Origin of the sequence: Celeribacter sp., assembly GCF_048261515.1 — a bacterium.
Taxonomy (GTDB): domain Bacteria; phylum Pseudomonadota; class Alphaproteobacteria; order Rhodobacterales; family Rhodobacteraceae; genus Celeribacter.
In genome coordinates, this window is the sequence record NZ_JBLXFZ010000002.1 from 89,844 (window position 1) to 115,189 (window position 25,346).

Annotated in this window: 21 protein-coding genes and 4 pseudogenes; 17 read left to right on the plus strand and 8 right to left on the minus strand. The window is 53.6% G+C overall.

Features of this window, described 5'->3' with window-relative positions; genetic code table 11:
- Positions 1-42: 42 nt before the first annotated feature.
- A pseudogene (locus ACN0SC_RS05340) lies at positions 43-258 on the minus strand (transposase); the annotation flags it as partial.
- Positions 259-359: 101 nt separating this feature from the next.
- Between ACN0SC_RS05340 and tnpA the strand changes: the two are divergent.
- The 3 genes from tnpA to tnpC all read left to right on the plus strand — a co-directional run bounded on the left by tnpA (position 360) and on the right by tnpC (position 2,757).
- Entirely contained in the window at positions 360-731 is a 372-nt protein-coding gene (tnpA, locus tag ACN0SC_RS05345) for an IS66-like element accessory protein TnpA (protein WP_417248636.1), read from the plus strand.
- Positions 728-1,075, plus strand: coding sequence for an IS66 family insertion sequence element accessory protein TnpB (gene tnpB / locus ACN0SC_RS05350; protein ID WP_417248637.1), 348 nt, complete (start codon positions 728-730; stop codon positions 1,073-1,075). Before tnpA ends, tnpB begins: the two co-directional genes overlap by 4 nt.
- Before the next feature lie 62 nt (positions 1,076-1,137).
- A complete protein-coding gene (gene tnpC / locus ACN0SC_RS05355; RefSeq protein ID WP_417248638.1) occupies positions 1,138-2,757 on the plus strand; it encodes an IS66 family transposase in 1,620 nt (539 codons plus the stop codon).
- A gap of 380 nt (positions 2,758-3,137) precedes the next feature.
- Here tnpC and ACN0SC_RS05360 read toward each other — a convergent pair.
- From ACN0SC_RS05360 to ACN0SC_RS05370, 3 genes and pseudogenes are all read right to left on the minus strand, one after another.
- A pseudogene (locus ACN0SC_RS05360) lies at positions 3,138-3,392 on the minus strand (transposase); the annotation flags it as partial.
- A gap of 15 nt (positions 3,393-3,407) precedes the next feature.
- Entirely contained in the window at positions 3,408-4,793 is a 1,386-nt protein-coding gene (locus tag ACN0SC_RS05365) for an FGGY-family carbohydrate kinase (protein ID WP_417248639.1), read from the minus strand.
- A 26-nt stretch (positions 4,794-4,819) separates the two neighbouring features.
- Positions 4,820-5,632, minus strand: a complete 813-nt coding sequence (locus tag ACN0SC_RS05370) for a DeoR/GlpR family DNA-binding transcription regulator (RefSeq protein ID WP_417248640.1) — start codon at positions 5,630-5,632, stop codon at positions 4,820-4,822.
- Between the two features lie 195 nt (positions 5,633-5,827).
- On the opposite strand from ACN0SC_RS05370, the gene ACN0SC_RS05375 reads away from it, so the two are divergent.
- The 6 genes and pseudogenes from ACN0SC_RS05375 to ACN0SC_RS05400 form a co-directional block, all read left to right on the plus strand.
- Complete coding sequence (locus ACN0SC_RS05375) at positions 5,828-7,930, plus strand: bifunctional rhamnulose-1-phosphate aldolase/short-chain dehydrogenase (RefSeq protein ID WP_417248641.1); 2,103 nt, start codon at positions 5,828-5,830, stop codon at positions 7,928-7,930.
- A 46-nt stretch (positions 7,931-7,976) separates the two neighbouring features.
- Positions 7,977-9,455, plus strand: coding sequence for a sugar ABC transporter ATP-binding protein (locus ACN0SC_RS05380; RefSeq protein ID WP_417248642.1), 1,479 nt, complete (start codon positions 7,977-7,979; stop codon positions 9,453-9,455).
- Positions 9,427-10,440 carry an ABC transporter permease gene (locus ACN0SC_RS05385; RefSeq protein WP_417248643.1) on the plus strand — a complete coding sequence of 338 codons (1,014 nt, stop codon included), beginning with the start codon at positions 9,427-9,429 and terminating at the stop codon, positions 10,438-10,440. Before ACN0SC_RS05380 ends, ACN0SC_RS05385 begins: the two co-directional genes overlap by 29 nt.
- A gap of 16 nt (positions 10,441-10,456) precedes the next feature.
- On the plus strand, positions 10,457-11,458 hold the full coding sequence (locus tag ACN0SC_RS05390) for a substrate-binding domain-containing protein (protein ID WP_417248644.1): 1,002 nt from the start codon (positions 10,457-10,459) through the stop codon (positions 11,456-11,458).
- A 65-nt stretch (positions 11,459-11,523) separates the two neighbouring features.
- Positions 11,524-12,282, plus strand: a complete 759-nt coding sequence (locus tag ACN0SC_RS05395) for a GolD/DthD family dehydrogenase (RefSeq protein ID WP_417248645.1) — start codon at positions 11,524-11,526, stop codon at positions 12,280-12,282.
- A gap of 185 nt (positions 12,283-12,467) precedes the next feature.
- Positions 12,468-12,635, plus strand: a pseudogene (locus tag ACN0SC_RS05400) (integrase core domain-containing protein); the annotation flags it as partial.
- Positions 12,636-13,000: 365 nt separating this feature from the next.
- Here the strand turns inward: ACN0SC_RS05400 and ACN0SC_RS05405 are convergent.
- Entirely contained in the window at positions 13,001-14,044 is a 1,044-nt protein-coding gene (locus ACN0SC_RS05405; RefSeq protein WP_417248646.1) for an NAD(P)-dependent alcohol dehydrogenase, read from the minus strand.
- 368 nt (positions 14,045-14,412) lie between these two features.
- Between ACN0SC_RS05405 and ACN0SC_RS05410 the strand changes: the two are divergent.
- A pseudogene (locus tag ACN0SC_RS05410) lies at positions 14,413-15,639 on the plus strand (IS3 family transposase).
- An 80-nt stretch (positions 15,640-15,719) separates the two neighbouring features.
- Here ACN0SC_RS05410 and ACN0SC_RS05415 read toward each other — a convergent pair.
- Both ACN0SC_RS05415 and ACN0SC_RS05420 read right to left on the minus strand, forming a co-directional pair.
- Positions 15,720-16,187 (minus strand): fasciclin domain-containing protein, encoded by a 468-nt coding sequence (locus ACN0SC_RS05415; protein WP_417248953.1) that lies wholly within the window; start codon positions 16,185-16,187, stop codon positions 15,720-15,722.
- 365 nt (positions 16,188-16,552) lie between these two features.
- Entirely contained in the window at positions 16,553-17,488 is a 936-nt protein-coding gene (locus ACN0SC_RS05420) for a LysR family transcriptional regulator (protein ID WP_417248647.1), read from the minus strand.
- Between the two features lie 212 nt (positions 17,489-17,700).
- Here ACN0SC_RS05420 and ACN0SC_RS05425 point away from each other — a divergent pair, with 212 nt between their 5' ends.
- From ACN0SC_RS05425 to allE, 4 genes are all read left to right on the plus strand, one after another.
- Positions 17,701-18,204 carry a TRAP transporter small permease gene (locus tag ACN0SC_RS05425; protein WP_417248648.1) on the plus strand — a complete coding sequence of 168 codons (504 nt, stop codon included), beginning with the start codon at positions 17,701-17,703 and terminating at the stop codon, positions 18,202-18,204.
- A 2-nt stretch (positions 18,205-18,206) separates the two neighbouring features.
- The gene (locus ACN0SC_RS05430) at positions 18,207-19,490 is read left to right on the plus strand and encodes a TRAP transporter large permease (RefSeq protein WP_417248649.1); all 1,284 of its coding nucleotides are present in this window, start codon (positions 18,207-18,209) and stop codon (positions 19,488-19,490) included.
- An 86-nt stretch (positions 19,491-19,576) separates the two neighbouring features.
- Positions 19,577-20,629, plus strand: coding sequence for a DctP family TRAP transporter solute-binding subunit (locus ACN0SC_RS05435; RefSeq protein ID WP_417248650.1), 1,053 nt, complete (start codon positions 19,577-19,579; stop codon positions 20,627-20,629).
- A 108-nt stretch (positions 20,630-20,737) separates the two neighbouring features.
- Positions 20,738-21,502 (plus strand): (S)-ureidoglycine aminohydrolase, encoded by a 765-nt coding sequence (gene allE, locus ACN0SC_RS05440; RefSeq protein WP_417248651.1) that lies wholly within the window; start codon positions 20,738-20,740, stop codon positions 21,500-21,502.
- A 49-nt stretch (positions 21,503-21,551) separates the two neighbouring features.
- On the opposite strand, the gene ACN0SC_RS05445 is transcribed toward allE, so the two are convergent.
- On the minus strand, positions 21,552-21,776 hold the full coding sequence (locus ACN0SC_RS05445) for a hypothetical protein (RefSeq protein ID WP_417248961.1): 225 nt from the start codon (positions 21,774-21,776) through the stop codon (positions 21,552-21,554).
- A 290-nt stretch (positions 21,777-22,066) separates the two neighbouring features.
- On the opposite strand from ACN0SC_RS05445, the gene ACN0SC_RS05450 reads away from it, so the two are divergent.
- The 3 genes from ACN0SC_RS05450 to ACN0SC_RS05460 are packed head-to-tail and all read left to right on the plus strand — an operon-like array spanning position 22,067 to position 25,261.
- The gene (locus ACN0SC_RS05450; protein ID WP_417248652.1) at positions 22,067-23,227 is read left to right on the plus strand and encodes a thiolase family protein; all 1,161 of its coding nucleotides are present in this window, start codon (positions 22,067-22,069) and stop codon (positions 23,225-23,227) included.
- Positions 23,224-24,471: an SDR family oxidoreductase gene (locus ACN0SC_RS05455; protein WP_417248653.1), complete on the plus strand. Its 1,248-nt coding sequence runs from the start codon at positions 23,224-23,226 to the stop codon at positions 24,469-24,471. The genes ACN0SC_RS05450 and ACN0SC_RS05455 overlap by 4 nt, the downstream gene beginning before the upstream one ends.
- Positions 24,472-24,481: 10 nt before the next feature.
- The gene (locus ACN0SC_RS05460) at positions 24,482-25,261 is read left to right on the plus strand and encodes a cyclase family protein (protein WP_417248654.1); all 780 of its coding nucleotides are present in this window, start codon (positions 24,482-24,484) and stop codon (positions 25,259-25,261) included.
- Positions 25,262-25,346 lie beyond the last annotated feature (85 nt).

Sequence of the window (25,346 nt, forward strand, 5' to 3'; positions counted from 1 at the left end):
CTTTTTGCTCCAGCAGTACGCCTTGTGGCCGCCATCGGTCCGAGCGACAATGGCGGCCCGACCGCCACGGCAGACCTTGATGTAAGTTGCGTCAAGCCAGAGATAGGACCATTCGCCTTCCAACGGGCGGTTCAGGAATGCATCGACGCGTTCACCTATCTCGCCGCAGAGCCGCGAGACCTGGCTCTTCGATACGCCAGTCACTTCCATCGCCTTGACCAGGTCGTCCACGGAGCGCGTCGATAGCCCCTGAACATAGGTAACCACCTCATTGGCACCGTCTTCTCGGTGATTGGATAAGATCTTAAGCTCTGTCGTTATTGTCGTCGTTATGGACGTCGTTTAATGCGGAGCAAGATATGCGTCATGAAGTTATTGTCGGTGTTGAGCGCCGAAGGCGCTGGCGGGATGATGAGAAGCAGGCGATCCTTGAAGAGGTTGGAGTGAATGGAGCGACCGTCACTGATGTGGCCCGTCGTCATGACATCACACGCCAGCATATCTACCAGTGGCGCCGGGCGCTGCGACGCAAGGGGCATGGAGCAGGTTCCGACAGGGCGGTCTTTCTCCCGTTGCCTCCTCTGACAAGCGACGAGGCCCCTGACGAGCCGGTAGCGACATCAGCACCCGAGATTGACATCTTCTTGAGGAATGGCCGCCGGTTACGCTGCGCACGGGATTTGCCGACGGCCAGCCTTCACCATCTCATTCGAGCGCTGGAGACGGTATGATTGGTCCCGGAACAGGTGTGCGCGTGTATCTGGCCTGCGGTGTTACGGATATGCGCAAAGGGATCGCTGGCTTGTCAGCTATGGCGCAAGATGTGTTGCGGCAGAAGCCGGCCGGCGGTGCTGTGTTTGCATTCCGTGGACGACGTGGTGACCGGATCAAACTTCTCTATTGGGACGGTCAGGGGTTTTGCCTCTACTACAAAGTGCTGGAGCGTGGCCGCTTCCCTTGGCCAAGGGCCGAAGATGGCGCGTTGCGACTGACCTCCGCGCAGCTTGCAATGCTTTGGGAAGGCATAGATTGGCGGCGTCCGAACTGGGGTGCGCCACCTGCGCGGGTCGGGTGAATTTATTGCCGTTTTAACTATATTTATATGGAGGTTTGGCCTGATTTTTGGTAGTCAGGCGCATGTCAAAACCTGTCGAAAACCTGCCCGATGATCCCGCCGTTTTGAAGGCGATGATTGCTCTTTTGCAGGCAGAAAACGACAAGATGGCGACCTCGTTGCGCGCTCACGATCAACTGGTCCAAGCGCTGCGATTGCGGATCGCCAAGCTGCAGAAACTGGCGTTCGGAAAGTCTTCGGAAAAGGTTGAACGCGAGATCGAACAGCTGGAACTGGCACTTGAAGATCTCTTTGTTGCAATGGCTGAAGACGATGACCAGCCCATTGACGAAGGGCAAGACGAGCCTGACGTTGAGGACGTCTCGCCGGAACCCACGCTGCGGCGCCGTCCGCGTGTCTCGGCAGAGACACCCCGTGAGCGCCGCGAACTCGATCCCGGCTCCTGTTGCCCGGATTGTGGTGGCGAGCTTCGCACTGTCGGAGAAGATGTCAGAGAACTGCTCGATATGATTGCCGCGCAAATGAAGGTGATCCAAATCGCCCGGATCAAGAAGTCCTGCCGTCGCTGCGAGCGTATGGTGCAAGAGCCGGCCCCAAGCCGTCCGATCCCGGGAAGCATGGCCGGGCCGAACCTGCTTGCCCACGTTCTGGTCTCGAAGTTCGATGACCACCTTCCGCTCTATCGCCAGCACGAGATCTTTGCCCGTATGGGGGCAGACATTCCGGAGAGCACGCTTGTCGGCTGGTGTGGACGCGCCATGCGCACCCTTCAGCCGCTGATCGAGTTGATCGAAGCTGATGTGATGGGCAGTGACCTGTTGCATGCGGATGATACGCCGATCCGTGTGCTGGATCGCTCGAAGAAAGACAAAGGACTTGGGAAAGGCGTGAAGAAAGGCCGGATTTGGACCTACGTCCGGGATCAAAGGCCTTGGGCCGGGGCGTCTCCGCCCGCCGCAACTTATGCCTTTGCTCCTGACTGGAAAGAGGAGCACGTGCATAAGCACCTCTCCGGGACCCGGGGCATCCTTCAGGCCGACGGCTATAAAGGCTATGCCAAACTGTATGAGCCGGAAGCTGACGGTTCAAAGCGCCTGCGCGAGGCGGCGTGCTGGGCGCACTGGCGGCGGGACTTCCATGATGAATGGCAGAAGACCAAATCTGCGATTGCCCGCGAAGCCATCGACCGGATTGGCAAGATCTATGACATCGAGCGCGAGATCAACGGGCGGCCCGCAGATGTCCGTCATGCGGCGCGTCAAAAACACAGCGCGCCACAGGTCGAAGCCTTCTTCGCCTGGTCCGAACAGCAACTCTTGCGTCTTCCTGGCAAAAGCAATCTCGCAAAAGCGTTCCGCTATGGGTTGTCTCGGCGGGGTGCATTCTGCCTGTTCCTGACGGACGGCCGTGTGGCTATAGACAACAATCCAGCCGAACGCGCCCTGCGCCCGATTGGCATTGGCAGGAAAAACTGGCTATTCGCCGGAGCCGACACGGGCGCGGAGACCCTCGCGCGGGCCATGACCATCATTGAAACCGCCAAGCTGAATGGTCTCGATCCACAAGCCTATCTAGCCGACATCCTCGACCGCATCCACGATCACAAGATCAACCGGCTTGAAGAGTTGTTGCCGTGGAATTGGAAGCCTCACGCCTCGAGAGCTGACACTCAAGCAGCATAACCCGCGGTATCAATGAGGCGGTTACGAGGGGAGACCAGTCGATGGTGGAGAAAAATCTCGTGGCAGGTCAGATACGTATTGCTGGGTGGCGAGGAGAGCATCGCTACCCTTTTCCGTCGCGATGGCTGTTAGGGGAACCTGTATTTCTGCTGATTCAGAGAATTTCTTGAAACAGGTAGGCTTTAGCTTGCTGGTGATATTTCGCGGCAGGCCACGTCGCTTAAGGTGACAGGAACCGTGTTCAGAGCCGCTGGCGTTTAAAGAATGCGTGTCTGGTCTGACCTTCGGATGGCATTTGCTTGAAAAGGCATGCTAGGAAATTGTCAAGGACGGCCCAAAAGTGGGCCGTTAGGTGGAGTGCGCCCCTCGGGCTGGACCGGTCAAGCAGCTATTTTTGACCGGGGCGCGGCGTTCCTTTCTTCGAACTGGTTGGGGGTCAGATAGATTAGCTTGGTTGCTGCGGCTTCGTCGGTCTAAAAGCTTCCGCGCGTTTTGGTGGTTTTGCGGATCATCCTGTTCAGGCGTTCAATTGCATCTGTTGTGTAGATGATTTTGCGCATCGCTGGTGGAAAGGCGAAAAACGAGATGACCTCTTACCATGCGCGCCGCCAGCTTGGGGCGATTGTGGGGTATTTCTATCCACAGGCCTATTACTTTTCCTCAAGAGGGGGCGAGTAACGATTCCATTGGTCTGCGTACCGCTTCCATAATGGTGGAGATTCCGCCGATGTGGCGTCAACGAGACGGGGCTTCCTGGTTGACTTGCCAAATAAAAGCGCCGCTCCGATTGCTGTACCGGTTGATGCATCACTTTGAATGACAGCTCGGCCAGAGGCTGCGATTAGCATTCGTTTAAACTCATCATTGCGGGCAAACGGACCCTCAATTATTATCGGCCCGTCCGCACCGATTAGCGACAAACAGGTATTTGCCATCATAGCAAGATAAAATGACAAAGCGGCAGCACGTTCACCTGTGCCTAACTGTGGCTCCGTTCCTATCCAACACATCTGTTGACCTTGAAACGGCCCTGTAGAAGGATCTACGGCTGGCAAGAGCATCAAAGGGGTCTCTAACACCTTTGTGATATTTTCAGGTGTTGGTGTTGCAGCTTGTCCGGCCAAAATGCGTTCATATTCACGCCCCCCCATAAATCGTGCTGACGGAACTGGCTCACCAAATGCATTCACATTAATAAGAGTGTCGTGGTTAGGAGCGAGACGAGGAGGAGTGCCGCCAACTGCCATCGCGACGACCCAGGTTCCTGTCGAGACAACAGAAAATGGCTTGGGTTGCGATAAGATATGGGGATACAACGACGCGTTTGAATCATGGATGCCAACAGCTACTGGTGTACTGGGCGACAGCCCTGTTTTGTTTGCAACATCTATCGATATATTTCCCAAAATATCATTGGATTTTCGGATTGGGGCAATTTTATCCCGCAACCCAAGCGAATTTACCAACTCAGAAAATGTTCGGTCTTGTGGCTGCCACAAATCAGTATGACACCCGATCGAGGTAGCGTCGCATGCTAATTCGCCTGTAAGTCGAAGCCCCCAATATTGCGGGTACCCTACAATTTTGTGTGTTCGATGAAAGAGTTCTGGGTCTTTCTTAAACTGAAAAAAGAGCTGTGCTCCAACGTTAAGACCTCCGGAAAGTCGAGGGGACCCAGTTTGGCTGAAGTCTGGGCGCAGTTTATCATAGTCGCTAGCGATTGCTTCAGGAATTGGGTGTTCATAATCGAGGATCGGGGCAGCAAGATTATGGTTTTTGTCAATTAGCGCTATGCACGCCCCGTGGGTCGTAATCGAAATTGCGTCAATAGCATAATCCTTATGAAAAGACTTGAGCGACGCTAGTAAAAACTCCCAATGCCCATCGGCGTCAAAATGTGCCCATGGCGGACCCGCCAAGACAATGTTCGGACGTGTGACAACAGCAATCTCGCGTAACGTTTCGAGGTCAACAAGCGCTAGTTTCGCATTGGTTTTTCCGATATCAATAACGGCAATATGGCGCAGATCAGCCATGGATCTTCCTTGATAATTAGTTTGCGTCAGGCTGGCCGTGACGCCGCGCTTTCTTTTGGGGCAACGTTTGTGGGAACTACAGTCAGTGTGACATCTGCTGCATCCAGCATGGCTGCTGCACGGTCATCAATGCCGTCATCGGTGATGATCGTATCAATCTGATCGAGCGGACAGAGTACAAGGCTGGAACGATTTTTAAATTTTGAGCTGTCGGCCAACACAATTAGCTCTTCGGCCTGCCTTATCAGTTTTTCCTCGGCCTGAATCAGAAGTGGATCTTGCTCCATCAGGCCCAGAGGCCCAATGCCCGATGCCCCCATGAACATACGTTTTGCATAAAAGTTGCGGGTCACATCACCCTCAAAAGGAGACAGGATGATGTTTTGCTCACGATAGACGATCCCTCCAGACAACATTACTGTGTTCGAAGTATTCTTCAGCAAATGTTCGGCGATTGGGAATGAATTTGTGAAGACTTGCATACGCCGCGAAGCCAGTGGGTGGACCATTTGAAAAGTTGTTGTTCCGCCGTTAATGATGATAGGCTCTCCATCTTTACAAAGCTCTACAGCGGCGGTGGCAATGGCCTGTTTTTCAACAATTTTCATGCGTTCGTTGACGCTGAATGGCCTCCCAGCTAGCCCGACAAAGGGTTTAGTGCTCAAAGCCTCGACTCCACCGCGAACACGGCGCAACAGCTTTTGACCATCAAGCGCATTGATGTCGCGGCGTACCGTCGCCTCTGACGCACCCGTTAGCGCACATAGCTCAACCACAGTCACTAGTGCTCGATCCTGTACGGCGGATAGAATAACGCGGTGGCGGTCTTTTTCGTGCATGAGTTGTCCCTTTTGTCAAAATTCTTGTGCCGCAAACTCGCGCTTCTTGTCAAGCGCGCGGCCGTCATTTTCAGTCATGAACCTTCAAAAGCGATTTAATTTGATGTTTTTTGATTATTTGTGATTGACAGAGGGGGGGTGAAGACGCAACTTGATTGGGCAAAGTGCATATTATCCGCCACCTACGGAGCGAAAATGACATCTTCTACTTCTGTTCAGAGCCTTGAAAATAAATGGAATACCTCTCTTTCAGATGAAATGGGAGAAGCCGAAAAGCTTCTGTATCGATCGAACCTTTTGGGGTTGGACAAAAGAATTACGAACTATGGGGGCGGCAACACTTCCGCCAAGGTCATGGAGAAGGATCCCGTGTCTGGGGGCATGGTGGAGGTCCTTTGGGTCAAAGGGTCTGGCGGGGATTTAGGGTCCATCAAGATGGACGGGTTTTCAACGCTATATATGGATAAGCTAAACGCGTTACGTGGCATCTATCGCGGGGTGGAATTTGAGGACGAGATGGTTGCTTACCTCCCCCATTGTACGTTCAATTTAAATCCGCGGGCAGCTAGTATCGACACCCCATTGCATGCCTACATTCCCGCCAAGCATGTTGATCACATGCACCCAGATGCCATCATCGCGATTGCGGCAGCCAAGAACAGCAAGGAACTTACTCAGCAGATTTTTGGTGATACCATCGGTTGGTTGCCATGGAAAAAACCTGGTTTTGAACTTGGATTGTGGCTGTCGAATTTCTGCGCAAATAATCCTGACGCAAAAGGGGTCGTACTAGAAAGCCATGGACTGTTTACTTGGGCAGACGATGCGCAGGAATGCTATGAGTTGACGCTAAAAATCATTCAAAAAGCAATGGACTGGTTTGCTGCGCAGACCGCTGGAAAGCCAGTGTTCGGGGGGGCTAAGCATCAAAGCCTGAGTGTCGAAGATCGCCGCGCAGTTGCCGCTCGTCTGATGCCTGCGATCCGTGGCATGGTGTCGACCCAACAGCATATGATTGGACATTTCACCGACAGTGACGCTGTGCTGGAATTCGTCAATGCGCGAGATATGGAGCGCCTTGCATCTCTGGGCACATCATGCCCGGACCATTTTTTACGAACAAAGATCCAACCACTGGTTGTGGATTTCGATCCAGCCAGACCGGACATTGAAGCGACCTTGAGTGGCCTATCCGATGCTGTAACAGCCTACCGTGAAAGCTATCAAGCTTATTATGACCGCTGTAAACGTGACGACAGTCCTGCGATCCGCGACCCGAATGCGGTCGTGTACCTGATCCCCGGCGTTGGCATGATAACTTTTGCTAAAGATAAAGCTACTGCGCGTATATCCGCAGAATTCTACGTCAACGCGATCAACGTTATGCGCAATGCCGATGCAGTGTCGGAATATCAAGGTCTGCCTGAGCAAGAAGCATTTGATATCGAGTACTGGCTTTTGGAAGAAGCTAAACTGCAACGGATGCCCGCACCCAAATCCATGGCTGGTCGCGTGGCGCTCATCACGGGCGGAGCAGGTGGAATCGGATCCGCAACCGCAGAACGCTATCTGCGCGAAGGCGCTTGTGTGGTGCTGGCTGATATCGATGATGCAGCCTTAGCTGAAACAGCCGCCACCCTCGCACAGCGCTATTCCGCAGACGTGGTTCGTACTGTGAACATGAACGTCACAGATGAGAACGCGGTTATCACATCCTATGCCGATGTTGCCGTTGAATTTGGCGGTATCGACATTCTGGTGTCAAACGCAGGCATCGCCAGTTCAGCGCCAGTAGAGGACACGACGTTGGAATTGTGGAACAAGAATATGGCGATCCTGTCTACTGGGTATTTCCTTGTTAGTAGACAGGCATTCAAACTGTTCAAGGTGCAAAACATAGGTGGTTCTGTCGTCTTTGTGGCCTCGAAGAACGGTCTTGCTGCATCCCCGAATGCATCGGCGTATTGCACCGCTAAAGCTTCAGAAATTCACCTGGCGCGGTGTCTAGCGTTGGAAGGCGCACCGATGGGCGTACGGGTGAATGTGGTAAATCCAGATGCGGTGTTGAAAGGGTCTAAAATTTGGGAGGGTGAATGGCTCGACCAACGAGCGGGTACTTATGGGACGAATAAAGACGGGTTGGAAGAGATGTATCGGGATCGCTCTATGTTAAAACGTTCGGTCCTTCCCGAAGACATCGCTGAAGCTGCTTATTTCTTCGCCTCGGAGCAATCGGCCAAATCAACGGGCAACATCATTAACGTTGATGCAGGCAACGTACAGGCGTTCACGAGATAAAATTCGTACTGCGTGTTTGCGTTTGAAATAGCTCTGGGGAGGGAGCATGGGAAATTTACTTTTACAGGCGAAAGGTGTCGCCAAAAGCTACAACGGAGTGCCAGCACTTACCAATGGTGAAATTGCGGTGCAGTCTGGTAAAGTTCATGCGCTTTGCGGCGGAAATGGTGCTGGGAAATCCACATTTCTAAACATCCTGATGGGGTTAACAGCATCTGATTCCGGTGAAATTTACATCAACGGGACGCTGACAAACATCAACAGCCCCTCCGACGCGCTTGATGCCTCAATTGCGATCATCACTCAAGAATTAAGCCTTGTGGAAGATTTAACGGTCGCAGAAAATATTGCATTAGGCCGCGAACCCACGCGTTTAGGTGCTATAAACTACAAAGAAATCACGAAGCGCGGACAGGAACTACTTGACCGCCTTGGTTTCCCGATTGCTGCAAATGCGTTGATCAGCAGCCTTAGCGTCGCTCGAAAACAACTGGTCGAAGTAGCGCGCGCGATCAATTGTGACGCGAAAATTCTAATCATGGATGAACCGACATCTGCGCTAGGTGAGGCAGATACACAAATGCTCTTTCAGGCAATCCAGGGCCTGAAATCTCACGGGGTCGGGATCATCTATGTCTCGCACCGACTAAGCGAACTTTTCGAAATTTGTGATGAATATACAATTTTTCGTGATGGAAAGTTCGTTCAATCTGGAAATATGGCTGATTTAGATCGCCACACATTAGTTCAGTTAATTGTCGGGCGCCCATTGCACCGACATGTAGCTCAGCCTCGTGAAGCGAGAATAGATAAAATCTTAGAAGTCAAAGGAGCCGTTCGCCGGAACGAATTTCACAACATAAGTCTATCGCTATCCAGTGGTGAAATTTTGGGCGTCTACGGGCTTGTTGGATCGGGAAGAAGTGAATTTTTGAACTGTCTCTATGGGCTATCGCCCTTCGATGAGGGCGAAATGTTCCTTCATGGTGAAAAGGTAACAATAACGTCTCCTCGGGATGCGCAGCACCATAGGATCGCTCTAATTACCGAAGATCGCAAGGAAACTGGGTTGGTTGGATGCCGCTCTGTCCGTGAGAATATTGCTCTGTCTTCTTTGAGTTCTTTCAGTCGCTTCGGCTTTGTTTTGAGAGAACGGGAGCGGCAGGAGGTGGCAAAGATGATCAAACTATTGCAGATCAAAACCGCATCTCAAGATCTTTTGACCGAAAGTCTGAGTGGCGGAAATCAACAAAAGGTTGTTTTTGCCCGATGCTTACTAACAGAACCCCGACTTTTGTTGTGTGATGAACCAACTCGCGGCGTAGACGAGGGGGCAAAGCAACAGATTTTCAAACTGATCGAAGATTTCGTGGCTCGGGACAACGGAGCTATCGTGGTCTCATCCGAGTTGGATGAAATCCTGCAGGTCAGCGACCGCATTCTTGTGTTCCGAGATGGCGCACTGGCTGGAATGGTGAACGGCGATGAAGCCACGCATGCAAACCTTACAGAGTTGGCAACATAAAATGACAAAAGTACCTGACATCACAGTGAACGGGGACCTGAAACAACGCCTGAAGGTGTTATTCGGGAGATATGGGATCATATTCGCCTTTCTTGCCGTTTTTATAATCATGTCTTTTTCCAATCAGTATTTTTTGACCACAGGCAACCTGCGCAATGTCATGTTGCAAGTCTCAGTAAATGGCCTGTTGGCTACAGGTATGACCTTTGTCATCCTCAATGGCGGCATTGACCTTTCGGTTGGGTCCGTGCTTGCCTTTGCGGGCATCGTTGCTGCGAGTTTTGTCACCCGAGAAGCCGGCTTCCCCGTATGGGTCGGTGTCGGCGCAGGGGTGCTTGCGGGCATCGCCGTGGGTGCGATCAACGGGGCCTTGATAGCGTTTCTTACTATTCCTGCCTTTGTCGCTACGCTTGGCATGTTGAGTGCGGCCCGCGGGCTTACCCGTGTGTACAATGACGGTATGCCGATTTCATCTCTTAGTTCCGACTTTGTAGATTTAGGGATTGGCCGCATTTTGGGCATTCCCATTCCGGTCATTATGTTCCTGTCTATGCTGACACTGGCTGGAATTGTTCTGAAATATAGTAAATTCGGACGCTATGTCTATGCCGTTGGAGGCAATGAGAAAAGCGCGAGGGTTAGCGGAGTTCGGACTAAGTGGATCCAATTCGGGGTCTACGTAATATGCGGTGCTTATGCAGGGATCGCGGGTACCGTTATTACTGCGTTGAATAGCTCGGCTCAGGTCCAAACTGGCGTTGGATATGAATTGGATGCAATCGCAGCGGTCGTTATCGGCGGAACCAGTCTTTCAGGTGGGCGCGGTAGCATCATCGGAACCCTTTTTGGCGTTCTTTTAATCGGCATCATCAATAATGGCCTCGATCTCGTCGGCGCCTCATCGAATCTGCAACCCGTCATTAAGGGTGCAGTAATCGTCCTCGCTGTCTTTCTCGATATCATATCGAGAGGGCGCAGGACCTGACTTGGAGGAAGTTAAAATGAAACTGAATACACGATCCTTGCTCTCACCGCTTGTGGTAGCGGGCACATTGTTCGCATCGGCATCTGCGGTACAGGCCCAAGAATCTTGGCGTGTTGGTGGCGCGGTTTACGGGCTCCAAAACGAATATGCACAGCGCTGGTCCAAAGATCTGGAGAGCCATCCAGCTATCGCATCTGGGCTGGTTGATCTTAACATCTTTGATGGACGATACGACCAATCGACGCAAAGCGCACAATTTGATAACATGATCACACAGCAGTACGATGCTGCGATCTATGTCCCAATTGATTCAAATGCTTGCGCAGGTGTTATTCAACGCGCACTTGATGCAAATTTACCTGTGATAGGGTCGAACGGCCCATGTGACACGGATCTTAGTGTGTCCTATATCGGGTCTGACGATGTCGAAGCTGGTCGTCGTGTTGCACAAGCTGTAATTGAAAACTTGCCTGACGGTGGAGGAGTTGTTGTTTTCCAAGGACCAGTCGGTCAGCTAGGAGCAATTCAACGAGGTCAAGGCATTGACGAAGTACTTGCACAGCACAGCGAAATTGAACTCTTAGAGGCCAAAACCGCAAATTGGTCAAGATCTGAAGCTTTTGCATTGATGCAAAACTGGCTGACAGCCTATCCTGGCCAGATCAAAGGTGTCATCGCTCAAAACGATGAGATGGGTCTTGGTGCAATTGCTGCGATGAAGGCTGCGGGGATTGATCCTGAAACTATTCCTGTCGCAGGCATTGACGGTGTAACCGATGCGATTGTCGCCGTAAGCGAAGGTGAAATGGTGATGACTATCGCACAAGATTCTTTGGCACAGGCTCAGGGCGCGTTGGATATCACATTGCGCCACTTGATCGGTTCCGGATATGAACCTCAATCCGTAATTTGGGATACCTACGCTGAGAGCATGCCATGGGGTGATGGAACGGATAAACTATATTCCGTTCCATGGACGTTCATTACCAGCGAAAACGCCGCTGACTTTCTGAAGTAAAATTTGCAAACTGGTAGAGGCATAATGCATGCCTCTACCTCGAACTTATTAAGGTGGCTTCGAAAATGGCGACGAAGAAAGCTGAAACGAATGAATTCAATGGGCGCGTTGTCGTGGTGACTGGTGCTGCCGCGGGAATAGGCCTTGCAACAGCAGAGGCCTTTGCGAATGGAGGCGCAAGCGTCGCCTTGCTGGATATTGACCCGATAGTGACCGAGGTCGCATCTCATATTGGTGGTGCGCACAAGGGATGGATTTGTGATGTCAGCAACGCAGCAGAAGTAGATCGGATAATTGCCGAAGTTGCCACGTATTTCGGTAGAATTGATATTTTAATCAATAATGCAGGGATTGGCCGCCTCGCTCCAGCAGAAGATCTCTCTGTTACTGACTGGGATCTAACAATGGCCGTGAATTTGCGTGGCCCGTATTTATGCTCCCGCGCTGTTGCACCACATATGTTTAAGAATAGTTGGGGCAGAATCATCACTGTTGCATCCCAAGCTGCCGTGATTGGCATTGAAGACCACGTCGCCTATTCGGCCAGCAAAGCTGGGTTGATCGGGATGACTAATTGTCTTGCGCTAGAGTGGGGACGGCGAGGCATTACAGCAAATGCAATCTCACCTACGGTTGTCGAAACAGAGCTTGCTTTGGTCGGCTGGTCTGGCGAAAAGGGCGAGAAAGCGCGCGCCGAAATTCCTGTTGGCCGTTTTGCACAACCTGAAGAAGTGTCAAGCGCCGCGCTATTTTTAGCCAGCGAACGGGCTGCCATGATTAATGGCGCTAACCTGATGCTTGATGGTGGCAATACGATTTGCTGATTCTTACTGAATACAAGTTGGCATCTCAGCCTTAGCTTCCAACGGCGGACTAAAATCTTCCCCTGTGACGGAGAAGAAGTTGACCTGCTGCGCGAGATGAAAGCTTCGCGCGTCGGGCGATTGCTAACCTCGCGCCAAATGGCGTAAACAGCCACTGAACTCCGGTCGCGGCTGGATGAAGGGTCAGTGGCAGGTCAGGATCACAGGAGTTCTATCAGCTCCTCGGTTGCAAAAGTGACGTCGACTTAGAGGCCAAGCTGGAACAATGGGAACGGCTCTACAACTTCGCTCGACCTCACGGTGCCTACAACGGCCAGACCCCCTACGCAGTTCTCAGAGACAAGCTACAGTAACCTCACAAGTGTCCCGCGGGCCCGTCTATGTTACAATGCTCACGGGGCCGCGCAATGTGACCATTCGCGAAATGATCGTCTTGCCGTCGAATTTTGATATCTGACGTATGGCCCTGATTTGTTGGGGTGCTATCAAGGAAAGCCCGCTAAGCGGGCTTTCCTTTTTATCTCTGTGTGGTGCTAGATTTCGAGAAAACGCACAGGTTAAAGCCCCCATGAACACAGGGGGGGGGCACGGGTATGTGAATGCGTTGGAAAAGTTGGTGGCTTTGCCCCATCGGGGGCATGATGAGCATGACCCCGATGGTTTGTGGCTTCGATTGCAGAGAAGAAAGGTCGTTTCGCACGCAGGGCATACTACGGCTTCAGACCCCTCCCATATCAATCTGGATTTTCACATCTGTCTCACGTCCCTCAACAGCTCGATTAAAGGCGGCGATGCTGTCCTTGAACGGCAGCGTGGCCGAAATCAGCGGTTTGAGATCCACTTTGCCCGCAGCGAGCAACGCAATGGCCCGATCATAGATATTTGCGTAGCGGAAGACCGTTTCGATCCTGAGTTCTTTCGCCTGCATCCCGACGATATCTACTGGCACGGGATCAACAGGCATTCCGACGAGCACCACAGCCCCACCAGGACGCGCGAGCGCAGGCAGTCCAAGAATGGCGGGCGCGGCGCCTGAGCATTCGAATACAACATCTGCACCCCAGCCGTCGGTAGCCTCGGTGATGGCTTCGGCGGCAGACTTTTGGCGGATATTGATCGTTTCGATGCCCTCATAGGCACCGAGGATGTCCAGTTTGGGTTGCGCGAGATCGGCAACATAAACTTTGGCGCATCCCCCCGCCAAAGCGGCCAAAGCCGTCATCATTCCGATGGGGCCCGCACCCGTTACAACCGCGATATCGCCGGGCTGGATACGCGCACGCAGCGCACTTTGCATCCCGATGGCGAAGGGCTCGACCATTGCCCCTTCGGCAAAGCTTACATGGTCGGGCAGTTGATAAGTGAACGCTGCAGGGTGAATGACTTCAGGCGTCAAACACCCATGAACGGGCGGGGTGGCCCAGAAGCTGACCGACGGATCAACGTTGTAGATCCCCAACTTCGACGCTCGGGACGTTAAGTCGGGAATGCCCGGCTCCATGCAGACCCGATCGCCGACCTTTAAATGCGTCACGTCCGCACCTGTCTCAAGGACAACGCCCGCCGCTTCGTGCCCGAGAATCATCGGCTCGTTAACGACGAAAGGCCCAATTTTCCCATGCGTATAGTAATGAACATCAGAGCCGCAGACACCGACTGTGCGAATGCCGATCCGAACATCGGCAGGCCCCAAGGCCTGCTCCAAGGGGATGTCCCGAATATTGAGTATTCCTTTTTCTTCGAGAACAAGTGCTTTGACCAATGTTATACCTCCCGCATGTTGCAGCGAACCATTCGACTGCCGACCGTCCATCGTCAGAGTTTTTTAGCACCAATGGCGGCCTAAATTAAGAGAGATTTCGGCTCATTTGGTTGGTTTGATTATGCGGCGCGTGGCCTTTGATACAAGTGCCGCATTTCGAGTATCTTCCGTTTGATCCTTTCACGTCGTTGTAGAATGGTTTTGTCACGCCCGAAGTAGACATCTGCGAGTGCGACGTTGTTGATGCTCTCATGGTAGCGTTGATGAATGTAGTGGACGACAAAGGCTTCGATCTGGGCATCAAGATCTGAATAGCCCCTAGATTTGTAGACGCCTTGCTTGGTAATTTTGGAAGCAAGGAGACAGTGATGTCAGGGATTAGATTTACAGATGAGTTCAAGCGTGACGCGGTCGCGCAGGTGGTGGACCGAGGTTACTCGGTTGCAGAGGTTTCGGAGCGGCTGGGGATCAGCACAAAGTCGCTCTACACTTGGAAGGCCCAGTTCTCGCAGCCGCGCAAACAGCTCAACGAAAGCACAGAGCAGGCAGCCGAGATCAGGCGGCTGAAGAGGGAGCTGGCCCGCGTATCTGAGGAGCGCGATATCTTAAAAAAGGGTGAGACCATTTTCCGCCATTGGTCCGAGGACAATGGTCGAACGCGTACTTCGCCAGGGATGCAAAGTGAGGTATGCGTTTATCGTCGAGCATCGTCCGTTGTTTTCGGTTCGCGCGATGTGTCGTTGCTTGCGGCTGCATCCGAGCGGTTTCTATGCATGGGTTAATAATCCGTTAAGCCAACATGTGCAGGAAGATGAACGCCAGACGAAGTTAATCAAGGATGCTTGGAAAGAAAACGGCAACATTTATGGTTACCGTAAACTGCACGACGATCTCTGCGATCTAGGTGAGACGTGCTGTTCAAACCGTGTGGCCCGATTGGCCAGACTGGCTGGGATATCCGCACAAATCGGATACAAACGTCGCCCCGGAAAGTATGGTGGCAAGCCATCAGTCGTCGTTGACAATACGCTTGATCGTCAATTCGATGTCGAGGCACCCAACAAGGCCTGGGTCACAAACATTACCTACATCAAAACACACGAAGGGTTCTCGTATTTGGCTGTTGTGATCGATCTGTTTGCACGGCGTATTGTGGGATGGTCTGTGCAAAACAGGCAGCCAACAGACCTTGTGCTACAGGCGCTGCTGATGGCTGTTTGGAGGCGCAAACCAACGAGCAAGGTTCTGATGCATTCCGATCAAGGATCACAATTCACAAGTATTGATTGGGCGTCGTTTCTCAAACATCACAATCTGGAACACAGCATGAGCCGTCGTGGGAATTGTCATGAACGAGACCTTGTTCGCCATTGGTTCAAGAACAATGGTCGAGTGCCGTGGCCGAGAGCTTCTTTAACCTGCTCAAACGCGAACGCATCCGGCGCAGGACATACAAAACCAGAGAAGACGCAAGATCCGATGTGTTCGATTACATCGAGATGTTCTACAACCCAAAGCGCAAGCACGCTAGAAATGGGATGTTGTCACCAGCAGACTTCGAAAGACAGCAACAACGGAAGCTGCAAGGCGCCTAAGAAACTAGGGGCTATTCAGTGTGCGTTAACCAAAAAAGGCCCCAGCTTAGCCGGGGCCTTTTGTCGATAAAGGAATTTCCTCAGTGACAGGCTGGACGGGTGCCAGGCAGCAGAACCTTGTCGATCACATGGATCACACCGTTGTCGGCCTCGATATTTGCGATGATCACGTTCGCGCTTTCACCGGTGCCATCGGCGATCGACACGCCTGACGAGTCTTTTGTGATGCACAACCGCTCTGAAGCCAGCACCGGCTTGAAATAGTTTGAACCGTTCGGGATCATCTCGGCGGTCAGTTTGCGGTCATCGACATGGTAAAGGAGGATATTGGTCAACTGGCCTTTATTCTCGGGCTCCAACAGAGTTTCCACAGTGCCCTCAGGCAGCGCAGCAAAAGCGTCGTTCACTGGCGCATATACTGTAAACGGACCAGGACCCTGCAGCGTCTCTACCAGGCCAGCGGCGCTGACCGCAGCCACGAGTGTCGAGAAGCGCTCGTCACCCGATGCGATTTCGACGATGTCTGCCGCGCTCACGGCGGCACCCATTGTCATGAAGGTTGCCACGACAGCGGTAAATTTGCGGATAGTTTTCATCAGATTGCCTTCCCTTTTTCTGTTCATGCTTGTTTGCATGTGAAAGGGATACGTAGCTGCTGCCGAATTTGGATCATTTTATCATGCAGCGGTAAAAAATGGACCTTACACGCGCTGATTGGCATTAATCATATGTTAGATCGGTTTCAGTATCTGGCAGCGGAAGGATGCCGGTGATCTGTTCGTCCGTAATTCTCGTTCGTTTCATTGTCCCGCACTAGGACTTCTCTTGCACCCATAAATCTGTGGCGCGGACGCGATTACAGCCAGCGCTCAGAGAATTGGCGCGGCGACAAACAGGCCCGCGACCAGTCTATTTATACATCAATGAATTCGGCAGGGTCGGGGCGAGGTCGCTCGATGCGGGAAATCACTTCGCGCATGCAATCCTCTGCCAGAGTAATTGCGTGATCCTGATTGCTGTCCTTTCGACGCCCAATGCGCAATTCGTGGCTTGCAATGTCGCCTGCGTGAATGGGCACACATACGAGCTGCCCATCAGCTAAATCCTCGTCGACGTCGATCCGGCTTAGAAAGGTCATAGCCTCGCCAGCGCGGGCCATGGATTTCAAAAGCTCAATTGAGTTGGACAGAATGATTGGACGCAGGGGATAGCCTGCTGCGGCAAATGCTTCCGTCACCATTAGGTTGATTGCTACGGATTCATCTGGCAGCGCTATGGGTTGATCCGCGATGTCAGCCAAGCGGACAACATGATGCCCCGCCAGCGGGTGATCACGCGACATGACTGCGCCCAATCGGGCCGTAAACACCCATTTCGCGGGTATACCTGCGCCACTTGGCCACGAATACCCTAGCCCAAGATCACATTCACCTGTTGCTAGGTCACGCTCGATCAATGCCTCGGCCTGACTGCGAACGGTTACATTGATTTCAGGATGTCGGGACCTGAAAAGCCTTAAGAACGATGGGATCACTCCAGCGGTCATGCCGTGCATTGCCGATATCCGCACCCTTGGACCTTCGGTGCCGATCATCTCGCGAATACGTCTTCGCATCCGCTCATGATCCAAAAGGGTCTGGCGCACATGGGCCAGTACAACCTCTCCGATGCCAGTCATCCGCATTCCGCCAGCATGTCGATCAAAGAGCGGCGCGCCCACCTCTTCCTCGAGTCGCAGGATTCTTCGATTAATAGATGAGGCAGAAACGTTTAAAACTTCAGCAGCTGCTCGAATTGATCCACGATGCGCCACCTCTTCAAGTTGAGAGAGTAGACTTGAGTGTAACATTTTTTTGTTTTCTATCCGAAGGTTAGTCCATAGGTATTTTTAGCGTACTCTTTAAGGCTACGCTAAGCACTTTAAAAAATGCTCGGCTTCCAAAATTTTTCGTCCCTATGACTAAAGCATCGGGCGAAACCAAAACATTCGCCCAGTCACACACCACTGGCGCCAGCTTTCTTGCGCGGAGCCAAGGTAGTCCAAGTTATATGGAGACCGCTATGCGAAGGATTGCAGCGAGACTTTCGAAGGGGCTGAATAGTATAGTCGAGGCTTTCGTCGTGCTGCTTCTCGCGGCGCTGGTGCTTGATGTCTGGATAGGCGTTCTCGATCGCTACTTCTTTCATTGGCAATTACCGTGGCCCGAAATTATGGCACGGTACTTGATGATCTGGGTGGCGTTGCTCGCAATCTCCTGCGGGGTCGCGCGGCGCGAACATATCGGTCTTACTGTTCTCATAGATCGCTTGCCCCGACCGTTGCGCCGCTCGCTTCTTGTGTTTTGCGACTTGGCCGCTTTGGCATTGTTGCTTTGGACGTTTTGGTACGGCGTCCAGTTCGCGATTAGTGGCGCGTCGCGCTTTGCCTTGATTTTCGGAATGTCCATGGCGCCAGCTTTCGCTGCGGTGCCTGTAGCGGCTGCAGTTACGTCACTCCAACTCGTGTTGAGCATGATCCGTGATCGCGGCGACTACGCCGTCGCAGACCAGGCACAGGAGGTTTAACCATGGCAATTGCATTCGTTTTCTTCGGTTTTCTAGCAATCGGCATGCCGATCGCCTTTGCCATCGGTCTCGCTGGGTTGGCCGGTCTGATCCAATTGGACAATCCGAGATTTATGCTGGCGGGCGTTTCAAAGCTCTTCACAGGAATGGATTCATTCACCTTTCTTGCAATGCCGTTCTTCATCCTAGCGGGTGAGATCATGAACCACATCGGGATTACCCGACAATTGATGCGACTGGCTCATGTGCTGGTTGGCCATTTCCGCGGTGGATTGGCGCATGCCAACATGGTCGCGTCCGTGCTGTTCTCTGGATTGACAGGGGCTGCAACGGCGGATGCTGCCGCATTCGGCAAGACACTTGTGCCTGAAATGGTCCGTAACGGCTATCGACGCGACTATGCGGCGGCCGTCACGGCTGCGGGTTCGATCATAGGGCCCACAATTCCGCCCTCGGGCTTGATGGTGGTCTATGGGTCGTTGATGGGCGTATCCATCGGCGGTCTGTTCGCTGCTGGTATACTCCCGGGGCTTGTGATCTGCGCAGTCTGTATGGCCATCATTGCTCTTGGGGCGACGCGCAATAATCTGCCGCCAGCTGAAAAGCGCGTCAGCCTGAAAGTACTGTTGCGCTCGGTCCGTGACGCAGCCCTCGCTCTTATCATGCCCGTCATTATTCTCGGTGGAATTTTGGGCGGGGTGGTCACGCCGACCGAAGCTGCTTCCGTAGCTGTGGCCTATGCGTTGTTTGTCGGTGCAGTCATCTATCGCAACCTGTCTTGGGGTGCTCTTTATCAAATGCTCCTAGCCACTGCGCGCACCACTGGTGTGATCTTTGCCATCATTGCCTTCGCGTCCCTTTTGGGCTGGTGGATGAGCTTTGAGCGTATTCCCCAAGCAATAGCGGATGCGGTGCTTTCGATCTCAGAGAACCGGCTGGTGGTGATATTCCTCATCGTAGTGATCTTGTTGGTGATCGGAATGGTTATGGATATCACCGCAATCCTGATCATTCTTGCACCGGTCTTGGTGCCTCTGGCAAACGAGGTCGGCCTCGAACCGATCCATTCGGGGATCATCTTTGTGTTGGCGCTAAATATCTCGCTGATGACCCCACCCGTCGGAGCCTGCCTGTTTGTTCTGGCGTCGGTTACTGGCGAAAAGCTGGAACGTATCGCCGCCAAACTCTGGCCTTTCCTCGTCGCTGAAATCGCCGTGCTCTTTATCTTTGCATATTGGGAAGGACTGGCCCTGTTCGTCCCCCGATTGCTTGGATTTGCCAACTAGATCCAGTTTTACGTCGTGCGTTTGTACACCTGTTTCCACCCAACCAACCAAACAAAACTACCAACTAAAAACAGAGAGGTAACAACATGAAACAACAACTTAAAGCCTTTGGGCTGGCTGCTCTTACAGTCGTATCCAGCGGTGTCGCCGCCAGCGCAGAGCAAAAAATCATCCGCTTCGCACACGACAGTAACGGAGAGATTTTTGACAATCCCAACCATGCGTGCGCGTCTGTCTTTGCGGGTATCGTGAACACTGGTAGCAACGGAAGCCTGAAGGTAGAAATTTACCCAGGCGGTCAACTCGGAACGATTGGTGAAGCCGTGCAATTGGTTCGGGATGGTGTGATCGAGGTCTCGAATATTTCCGCTGGGGCGCTTGCATCATACTACCCGCGTATCGACGTTTTGAACTTGCCGTTTGCCTTCGCAAACAACGGTGCTGCGGATTCGACCTTCAATGGCCCGTTCGGTAAAGCGCTCGCTGCGGATATCGAAGCGACACTCGGCGATGTCGAGGTTCTGGGATACCCAGACACAGGCGGGCTCTTTGTGGTTTCCAACTCTGAAAAACCACTTGCTTCGCTTGAAGATATGACTGGCATCCGCTTGCGCACAATGACACTGCCTTCGCATCAGGCGATCATGAATGCTCTCGGAATGGAGGCATACCCTCTGGCGTTCTCCGAGGTGTATTCAGGCCTGCAAACGGGCGTGATCGATGGGCAAATGAACCCGATCCCGATCCTCGTATCGGCTAATCTTGATGAAGTTCAACAATATATCACCCTGACAAACCACCTGTATTCTCCCTTCGTCATGATGTTCAACAAAGACTTTTATGCCGATCTGACAGAAGAGGAAAAAGACCTCGTACATACAGCGGCACAATCTTGCGAGAGCGCTGCGCGGGGTATCTCGCGGATCATCGAAGCTTCCGATCGCGGACTTGCAGGGCTGGTGGACAAGATGGAAATCACCGCGCTTGCACCCGAGGATCGTGCCGCGATGCGCGATGTTACAGGTGTCGCCTTTGACACCTACATGACGGAAAACCACGACGAAGCCGCGCTCGAACTGGTCGAACTCCTACGTGTGGAAAGCGCCAAGGCCAACGAAACGCGCTACTTCGGCGAGTGATTTAAACTCTCCGGACACATTGGCAGCCGGGTTTGGCTCGGCTGCCATCGTCATAAATGCTGCAGCTACTCCCACACTTCTTATTAAACAATTGTGAAAGACCTTTATATGCGCACGCGTCTCGGAGAAACTCGGTCGGACGTCCAATCGACCCATGCTCTTATCTGTCAGGACAGCCACGAATTGATCGAGCTTCCACACTGGCCCGACTGCGATATCGTTTATTTCTCTGCGCCCGCACTCGGGTCACAGTTTTCTTTCTTTTCCGTAACTGCTCAAAGCGCCACGCAGATCCCGCCACCACCGCATGACGGACTCCGCTTTTTCCTGGTGCGTAGCGGATGCGCTGAGGTTCATGTTTCCGGATCAAGCTATGTGCTCGAGGTCGACGGTTTTGCCTGCCTGCCGCCTGAATCCGCGGCGACAATCAACCTCCAAAGTCAAACAGAGATCCTTTGTCTCGAACGAAGCTACGTCCCGATTAAGAATGTGCCCGTTCCTCCAGCTTTCTTTTCTTCGATCTCCAAAATACCCGCAGCACCGATCAAAGGTGACGATAAGCTTCACGTACAGCATCTTCTACCTGGCGGTCCCGGATATGATATGGAGATCAACATAATGACCTTCGATCCAGGGGCGTCTTTGCCTTATGTCGAAACCCATTTTATGGAACATGCACTCATGATGCTAAAAGGTGGCGGCATCTATCGGCTTGGAGAAAAGTGGTATCCAGTTGCAGCTGGCGACGCCATTTGGATGGCCCCGTTTTGCCCTCAATGGTTTGGCGCGCTCGGCCGAGAGAATGCGCAATATCTGATCTTCAAAAACTTCAACCGCGACCCCATACGGCGACAGTCGTCAACGCCGAGTTGATTGCGGTTGCGATCGGTCGGAAAAGTAGAACCAACTCTTAATCAAATCCTCAAATCTGTCCAGCAACCGCTGACTTCAGACAGGGATGCAAGTTAACGCATTCGTATTTCAGGGTGCGCCACAGCTTCTCGGTGAAGATGTTGTCGAGGAAGCGGCCTTTCCTATGCATCGATATCTGCACCCCGAACCGGCCGGCAAGCTCGGCCGCTGTCTCCTCGCCTTCCAGCGCGGCCTTCGCCTTAAACTCAAGCGCGTGCTTCCTTCGTTTCGACATCTTTGATCTCCTTCTCGTCGAAGATCAGCAGACTGCAAATCGTAGCTTATGTCAGTGTTTGAATTGTAGGGGGGTAGCTCACCTCGGACACTAACCCAAATGCTCATAACCTCCGCCCACGCTGCGGGCTTCAAGAAGCAAATTACTCAGCTAATTCATGCTAAAAGGCGGGACGGGAACGCTTTCCGGGCAATTCGGAGGGGTTGTGTTTTAGATCGTAATGCCTCAAAACAATTTTAAGCTTATAATAAATTTCGAGTTTCGATTCGAAACGGGAAGGACGGCCGTTCATGCGAAGACCCTATGACGATATCGTAGTGGCAGCGCCTGTGAGCCTGCCGTACGAGCGGTTTTCCATAGAAACGATGCATTGGTGGGCTGGTGCTGCCTTGCGCGGATTGGTCGAGGCGTCTGGCATTTCGCACAAGGATATGGATGGGCTGGCCCTGTCGTCCTTTACCGCGGGCACCGATAGCGGCGTCAATTTGGTGCAGCACCTTGGCATGACCGTTCGTTTTCTCGACACGGTTCCTTTGGGCGGCGCTGCGGGGACTGTGTCGCTTCGCAGGGCGGCCCGCGCAGTTGAAGCAGGGGACGCGGATGTGGTTGCCTGTATCGCCGCCGACACAAACCATCCGGACACGTTCCGTCAGTCGCTCGCCAATTTCTCGCGCTTTGCGCAGGACGCGGTTTATCCGTTTGGGGCAGGTGGCGCGAACGGCAGCTTTGCGCTTTTGACCCGTAATTACATGAACCGCTTCGGTGCGACCCGTGAGGATTTTGCGCGGATCTGCATCGATCAGCGATCGAACGCTGGGGTGAATCCGCGGGCTTTGCTGCGCAAGCCGCTGTCGCTTGACGAGTACATGAACGCGCGCCTGATCTCGGACCCGCTGCATCTGTTTGACTGCGTGATGCCCTGCGCCGGGGCCGAAGCGTTCCTTGTCATGCGGGAAGAGACAGCCAAGGCCCAAGGTCTGGCCTATGCCAAACTCACCTCCTCCATCGAACGCCACCACGCTTATCCCGAAGACCCGATTCAAATTCGAGGCGGCTGGGCACGGGACGTGGACGAGCTTTATGCCATGGCCGGATGCACGCCGGACGATATTGATGTGGTTCAAACCTATGACGATTACCCAGTGATCGCGATGATGCAGTTCGAGGATCTGGGGTTCTGTGCCAAGGGTGAAGGGCCTGAGTTCGTGCGTAGCAAGGACATGACGATTGCAGGCGATTTTCCGCAAAACACCACTGGAGGCCAATTGTCGTCTGGACAGGCAGGGGCCGCTGGCGGCCACATGGGGCTGGTCGAAAATATCCGCCAACTCACCGATGCCGCTGGACCCTCGCAGGTCAAAGACGCCTCGCGCGCGCTGGCACTGGGCTTTGGTATGATCAACTATGACCGCGGGCTGGCCTCGTCCGCAGTAATTCTGGAGCGCGCATGACACAGGAACTCAAGCGTCCGGGTCGCAAGAACCCGCTATCGCGCACCCACCTTCCGCTTTTGCCGCCCGATGTAAGGTCGGTCCCGTCGCTAGGCCTGTTGCCCGGTGCCGCCGAGGGGCGTTTCGCTCTGCAAAAATGCACGGGCTGTGGCACCTTCATCTATCCAGTTCGCGATGTGTGTCCCAATTGCTTGGGGCAGAACCTGATCTTTGATGACGCCCCGCGTGGGGGCGAATTGCTTGCAGCTACGGTGATCGACATCACCGCCGACCCCTATTACCGCCAGCGCCCGCCGATGCGGCAGGGCTTGGTTAAATCCGATGCGGGCGTCGAGATGGTGGCGATTCTGCATGGCGATTGCCCGGACACGGGCCGCGTGCGCCTGTCGCTCAAACTCGACCGCGCTGGAAACGCTGTGGTCTTTGCTCATCCTGAAACCGGAGGAGGACCGAATGCTGAAGACGATCCCGCGTGGCGTGAATTGACTGCGCAGCCGAAATATCGCCGGGTTCTGATTACCGATGCGCGTAGCCCGGTAACGATCCCGCTGGTCAAAGAATTCCAAAAGGCAGGCGCGGATGAAATCCGGGTCGGCGTGGCGGAACGTTGGAAACCTTCGCCGATGATTGACGCGCTAGAGGCGATGGACGGCGTGATGTTGGTCGATCTGAACTTGCGGGACGAACGCTCGGTCAAAGATCTGGCCTCGGACATTGGCGGTAAGACTGAAATTCTGGTCCACAACGCGTTTCATTTCCGTCCCGGCCGGATGTTCGAAACGGGGCAGGTGCTGCGGGCCAAGGACGCGTTGGACATCTCGGCGCTCGGGTTTATGCGGCTTGCGCATTTCTTTGGCCCCGCGCTTGCTGGCCGTGGGGCCGATGGCGTGCGCTCGGGCGCGGCTTGGGTCAACGTGCTGAGCATCTGGGCGCAATCTGGCCGTCCTGCTTACGCTGCCTATTCGGCGGCGCAGGCGGCTGAACTTTCCTTGGCGCAATCTTTGCGCGGGGAAATGGCACAGGGCGGCGTGCGTGTGATGAACATATTCACAGGCGCGATTGAGGACCCGTGGTTTGAATCACTGCCACCGCCCAAAACCGCTCCGGCGGCAATTGCCAAAGGCATTCTGAAGGCTCTGAACGAAGGGTTGGAAGATCTCTACATCGGGCCGGAAGCGCAGGATTTCCAACAGCGCATGGCTCGCAATCCGAAAGAAATCGAACGCCTTATGTGGCGTGAGTAAGGAGCTCGGCATGGATATTCTGAAAGCCCTTGGGGGCGCTCTGGGCGATGGCTCCGTACGTATCGTGGACCTGACCCGGACCCTGTCTCCGGATGACCCTACGATCGTCATGCCGCCCGAACTGGGCCAAAGCTGGGGCGTGAAGATCGAGCGCATCTCGCGCTACGATGGGGATGGGCCAGCGTGGTACTGGAACAACTTGAGTTTCGGCGAGCACACCGGCACGCACTTTGACGCGCCAGTACACTGGGTCACGGGCCGAGATCTGCCCAATAACACCGTGGATACGATGCCGACCGAGCCGATGTTGGCCCCGGTCTGTGTAATCGATTGCACGCCTGAGTCCGCAGCCGACTCTGATTTTCTGCTGACCGTCGCTCACATCGAAGCATGGGAGGCCGAGAGAGGCGTCATCCCGGCGGGCGCTTGGGTGTTCATGCGCACTGGCTGGAGCCACAAGACGGGGGCGGATTACGCCAACTTGCAATCCGACGGGGCGCACACGCCCGGGCCTGATGCGGATGCTGTGCAGTTCCTTGTGAATGAGCGCAATGTGATCGGCCTCGGTACCGAAACCATCGGCACCGATTGCGGTCAGGCGGGGCATATGAACCCGCCGTATCCGGCGCACCATTTCTTGCACGGGGCTGGCAAATACGGCCTGCAATGTCTGGCCAATCTTGAGGCGTTGCCGCTTACGGGTGCGTTGGTCTTTGCGGCACCTCTCAAGGTGCTGGCGGGGTCCGGTAGCCCGCTGCGTGTCATAGCCTTGGTGCCCGCCGCCGCTTGATCCCCTTACGTGGTTCTAAATGGCCAAAAACAAAACGCCCCGGTCTTACGATCGGGGCGTTTTCAATTGTGGGGTTTGGTGTGCT